This window comes from Gracilibacillus oryzae, from assembly GCF_009498735.1.
Lineage (GTDB): Bacteria > Bacillota > Bacilli > Bacillales > Amphibacillaceae > Gracilibacillus > Gracilibacillus oryzae.
In genome coordinates, this window is the sequence record NZ_ML762431.1 from 1 (window position 1) to 5,435 (window position 5,435).

Here is a 5,435-nt window from a genome sequence, read left to right on the forward strand (position 1 = left end):
TCGGACACCTCGTATCATACCAAGGAGGCTTTTTGTATTCAAACCTCAAATTTCTTCATTACAGGAATGCTCCTTTTTCTGTTAGATTTTAGAAAATTTGCTGATCTATTGGCCTTCTATGTACGTGACGGATTCACCTCTCTACTAATAACCTGGATATGATATCACCTATATATTTCCTTTTAAATACAAGTATTTACTATCTGATACCCCCTGTATATTTTGTTAAAACAAAAAAAAGACAGTTTTCGATAAATTAGTTCTTCAGATGCAGTCGTCTATCCTAGTGCCTACATGACATGACGAGCTTGAACGAATTTTGCGGGATTCAATTTTTTTGTATAAAAAAAGATAGCTTGAAGCTATTGTGGTTTCATTTGATGTTAGCGATTACATCAATTGCTGTTATTGAGATTAGTCCACTAAAAAAAACTACCCCATATAGTTGGAGTAGCTTGATTCTTTAACGATTGTAAATATTCTATATTCATAATCCCAATAACTCTGGTAAAAATAACGTAATCTCCGGAATATAAACAATAAAAAACAGCGTGATAATCAGTGCCACAAAGAAATAACTTAGTGGTTTGATAACTTGTTCAATCGAGACATTGCCGACACTGCAGCCGATGAATAAACAACTGCCCACAGGTGGTGTCATTGCCCCAATTGCCAGGTTAAAGACAAGCATAATACCGAAATGAACGGGATCAATATCAAGCTGTGTAGCAATTGGTAAGAAAATCGGCGTGAAAATTAATATCGCAGGTGTAAGATCCATAAACGTACCAATTACTAATAAGACGAGCATCATAATGAGCATGATGATAACCGGACTATCCGAAATGCTTAAAAGCCCCTCACTAATCACTGCCGGCAAAGAGGTAATCGCCATTGCCCATGACATAATGGAGGAGGAAGCCACCAGAAATAATACAATTCCCGTCATGATTATCGTTTCCTTTAATATTTTGATAACATGGATCCACTTTAAGGCACGATAAATCAGAGAAAGGACGAGTGAGTATAAAACAGCCACAGCTGCACCTTCTGTCGGCGTAAATATTCCGGCAACAATCCCGCCAATTACGATAATAACTAACAGTAAGCTGGGGATTGCCTGCAGAACAACGGATACAGCTTGTCTAAATGTAACTTTGTCAGAAACTTTATAATTTCTTTTTCTGGCCATAAAGTAGGCAACAATCATGACAGCTAAACCCATTAATATCCCTGGCAAATACCCTGCCATAAACAAGGCAGAAACAGACGTTCCTCCACTGACAAGGGAATACAGAATTAAGACACCACTTGGCGGAATGAGGATACCGATTGGTGAGGAGGCGATATTAACAGCTGCAGAGAAGGATTTGTCATAACCTTCTTTCTTTTGCAGCGGAGCCATTACACTGCCAATCGCTGCTGCAGAGGCTACTGCTGATCCTGAAATGGAGCCAAACAGCATATTGCCGACAACATTGGTATGTGCTAACGAACCTGGTAATCTACCTGCAATTAACTTGGCTAAATTAACAAGTCGCAATGCTATCCCGCCATTATTCATGATACTGCCGGCCATAATAAAGAAGATTACCGCCAATAAAGCAAAACTGTTAATACCACCAAAAATCCGCTGTGCAGCAATTGTTGCAACAGTATCCAGCGGTAAAATGACGAGGACGGATACAAAAGAAGAGATACCGATACTAATCGAGATCGGCACACCTACTAACAAAAGTACGAAGAAGATTCCAAATAATAATAATGCTGATTGTATAGCGACATCCATTATTCTACCCCCTATTCTTCTCTAGTATGAGGAGAAACAGTTGTATTTTCTAATTGTTCAGTTGAATCGGCCTGTTCCTTTCTCTCCATCATGTTAATTAATTGATAGGCTGCAATGATCACCCCTGAAATCGGAAGGATGGCATAAACATAGCCCATTGGAATTCCCAAAATAGGGGAAGTCTGATTTAAAGTTGTTGTGACAAGGCTGTACCCACCTTTAATCATAATGATTCCGGTGAAACAAAGGATCGCTGCATCAATAAACAATTCTATTGATTTCCGCTTAATGTCTCGCAACTTGTTTTTTAAGAACGTAATCGCTAAGTGCTCCTTGGAACCAAATGCATATGTTGCCCCTAACATCGCCACCCAGAAAAGAAGAAAACGCAAGAGCTCTTCTGTAAAAATACTAGGGGAACCTAACACATACCTGCTAAATACTTGCCATAACGCACCACATACTAAAACAATTGTCAGCACAGCAGCAATGATCATGATAAAACGGTTTAATACTGCTTTTATTTTCTTTAATGTCGGTAACATCATCTTCCCCATTTCTCATATTGTAATATTTCTTTCCTCGACTGAGTGTTATTCCTCTAACTGTTCAAATGCATCCAACAATTCTGCAATCTTCTTATCTTTACGATATTTTTCATGTAAAGGTTGTACAGCTTCACGAAAAGGCTCTAAATCTGGATGATAAAACTCCACCCCCATCGCTTTGGCTTCCTCCATCGCTTCATCCACTGCCGATGCCCAAATCTCTTTCTGATATTCCGTCGATTCCTTTGCCGCATCCTTTACTATCTGACGTTGTTCCTCAGAAAGGTCTTGCCACACTTTGCTGCTGATAATAGCGATATCGGGAATACGAGTATGTTCATCGAATGAAAAATGCGGCGCCACTTCTCCATGCTTCCCGTTTGTCAGTGCAGTCGGATTACTTTCAGCTCCATCAATAACGCCAGATTGCAGAGCCGTATATATTTCTCCATATGCCATTGGTGTAGGTGCACCACCCAGTTCTCTCATCATTTCAATTTGCGTTTGACTGCTCATCACACGGATTCTGAGTCCTTGTAAATCATCTGGATGCATTATCGGCGTTTCCTTTGTATAAAAACTTCGCGCCCCTGAATCATACCAGGTTAATCCAAGAAACCCTTCATCGGCAGTTGAATTGAAAAGTTCCTGAACGGCATCTGATTCCATTGACCGAAAGAAATGATCCTCATCTGTAAATACATAAGGTAAACTGAACACAGCATATTGAGAGGCAAAATTTCCAAGAGAAGCTGCACTTACTTTGGTAATATCCACTCCTCCTGCTTGTAATTGCTCCAACACTTCTCTTTCGTCACCTAATACACCATTTGAAAAAATTTCTATATTTATTTGTCCATTGGATCGTTCCTCAACTATCTCCTTGAATCTCACTAAAGCCAAATGAACGGGATGATCTTTATTCAAGCTGTGGGCTAATCTGAGATTGTGTGTATTACTTTCACCTGCTTGACTACTATTTGCTGCATCAGTAGAGTCGCTGGAGCCGCATGCAGCTAGTAATACGAATAAAAAACTCATCAATAGACTGATCGCATATTTTTTCAATATTGTCCCTTCCCCCTCCATTAAAAGGTAAGATGTGAACCCTCTTTTGTAATCCCTTACATCAAAAAGTGCATAGTAAGTTTTGACAGAGGGGGATCAGCCCCCCCTGTCTATTTATTTTGCAGCAACCGATTCTGCTTGTTCCACTTGAATTGCTTTATTCTGTGCCTCAATACATAATTCAGCAGCTTTAAATGCGTGCGCTTGTGTCATCGCATTTTCCGTATCATTTAAGCAGTCCAGGATAAACTCTCCAAAAAATGGGTAACCAACCTTCCCATGACAGGCAAAATGCTTTTCCCCTTCCTGATTCACTAAATACACATGATCACCACTATTATCACGCGCAATATCAATATACTTGCGTACTTCAATATACCCTTCTGTTCCCAATATAGTAACTCTTCCATCACCCCAAGTTCCCAATCCATCCGGAGTAAACCAGTCTACTCGGAAATAGAAGGTTGCACCATTATCAGCAACTAATGTGGCATCACCAAAATCTTCAAATTTCGGATGTTCTTTAAACTTGTAATTAGCTACTTTACTATGCAGTACTTCCGCATCCTTCGCCCCTGCATAGTGTAAAAACTGTTCAATTTGGTGACTTCCAATATCACATAAGATACCGCCTACATAATCACGGTCAAAAAACCAATCTGGTCTCGAATCAGGGTTTGCTCGGTGTGGTCCTGTTCCGATAACCTGAACTACTCGACCAATGGCCCCTTCTTCGATTAATTGCCCGGCAAATACCGCTCCTTCCACATGCAGACGCTCACTGTAATAAATGCCCCATTTCAAACCAGTCTCTTCTGTCTTCTTTTTTGCCTTCTCTACTTGTTCGAGCGTTGTAAATGCTGGTTTATCTACAAAGTAGTGCTTGCCATGATCCAATACCTTCAGTCCTAAATCACAGCGCTTGGATGGAATACTGGCACCTGCCACAAGTGTAATGGATGAATCTGTCAAAATCTCTTCTTCTGACGCAGCTGCTTTGGCTTGCGGGAATTTTTCAATAAAGGCTTTAACCTTATCCGGGTCAGGATCATAAACAGCTGCTAACTCTCCACCAGCCTCTAATAATCCATTACACATTCCATAGATATGACCATGATCCAATCCCATTGCCGCAAATAAAAATTCTCCTTCGTTAACAACACGATTCACTTTTCCTTTAGGCGAATAATTCATTCCATCATTTTTATTCATTTCTGATTCCTCCAATTGTAATAGTTTATGAGAATAATTCTTCTATTCCTCTCCTACTCGTATTTCCCTCCTGTTGTAATTTCGTTCGTTTCAAAGTTTTCAATGCTAGCTCCCTTTTCATAGAAGTAAGTTGCATTCTTCAGTATTTTTTCTGTTGTATAGAATGGACTGTTTTTTTCCAATGGCAGCTTCACTTTTTCTCCTAAACTTGCCGATTGGAAAATTGCCGTAATTAGTTCAAGCGTTTCCCTTCCTTCATACCCATCCACTAACACATCTTTTTTCCCTTCGACTGCTGACAATATATCGTCTATTTGACCAGTGTGTCCTTCATACTGTAATGGCGACTGGGAATCGTACACTTTTTGTATCTCCTCTTCCAGTTCTTCATCTTTTTCCGGGAAGCCATTTTCCAGCGACTTGGATGCCGTTAATTTCCACGGAACGGAAACACGAGCTTTTTTCCCCTGAAAAATCAGCTGCTGTTCTTCTCCATGATGAACAACGGAACTTGTAATCTGTGCAAGACTGCCATTATCATAGCGTCCAATTGCAATGGAAATATCCTCTACCTCTGCATTATCATGCGCAACATTACTCATTACTGATGTAATTTCAGACGGCATGCCATTCATCCAGCGGAAAATATCAATATGATGTACCGCATGATTCAACGTACAGCCGCCACCTTCTTTTTCCCAAGTTCCTCTCCACCATAAATCATAATAAGAATGGCCTCGCCACCAGTAGGAATCGACTTGTGTATGTACAATCGGCCCCATCAATTCCGTTTCTAATACATGTTTTAATTTCATCAT

Annotated in this window: 5 protein-coding genes; all 5 read right to left on the minus strand. The window is 40.1% G+C overall.

The features are described 5' to 3' along the window. Positions 1–487 precede the first annotated feature (487 nt). Positions 488–1,789, minus strand: a complete 1,302-nt coding sequence (locus F9U64_RS11530; RefSeq protein ID WP_153403552.1) for a TRAP transporter large permease — start codon at positions 1,787–1,789, stop codon at positions 488–490. 11 nt (positions 1,790–1,800) lie between these two features. Next, positions 1,801–2,334: a TRAP transporter small permease gene (locus tag F9U64_RS11535; protein ID WP_153403554.1), complete on the minus strand. Its 534-nt coding sequence runs from the start codon at positions 2,332–2,334 to the stop codon at positions 1,801–1,803. Between the two features lie 48 nt (positions 2,335–2,382). After that, the gene (gene dctP / locus F9U64_RS11540; protein WP_153403556.1) at positions 2,383–3,405 is read right to left on the minus strand and encodes a TRAP transporter substrate-binding protein; all 1,023 of its coding nucleotides are present in this window, start codon (positions 3,403–3,405) and stop codon (positions 2,383–2,385) included. Between the two features lie 114 nt (positions 3,406–3,519). Beyond that, positions 3,520–4,617 (minus strand): Gfo/Idh/MocA family protein, encoded by a 1,098-nt coding sequence (locus tag F9U64_RS11545; protein WP_153403558.1) that lies wholly within the window; start codon positions 4,615–4,617, stop codon positions 3,520–3,522. 53 nt (positions 4,618–4,670) lie between these two features. After that, positions 4,671–5,435, minus strand: a 765-nt coding sequence (locus tag F9U64_RS11550; RefSeq protein WP_228275681.1) for a Gfo/Idh/MocA family protein, incomplete at its 5' end; no start/stop codon positions are given.

Coding starts and splice junctions, on each gene's coding strand:
- F9U64_RS11530 (WP_153403552.1), bottom strand. CDS start 1,789: ATGGATGTCGCTATACAATCAGCATTATTATTATTTGGAATCTTCTTC.
- F9U64_RS11535 (WP_153403554.1), bottom strand. CDS start 2,334: ATGTTACCGACATTAAAGAAAATAAAAGCAGTATTAAACCGTTTTATC.
- F9U64_RS11545 (WP_153403558.1), bottom strand. CDS start 4,617: ATGAATAAAAATGATGGAATGAATTATTCGCCTAAAGGAAAAGTGAAT.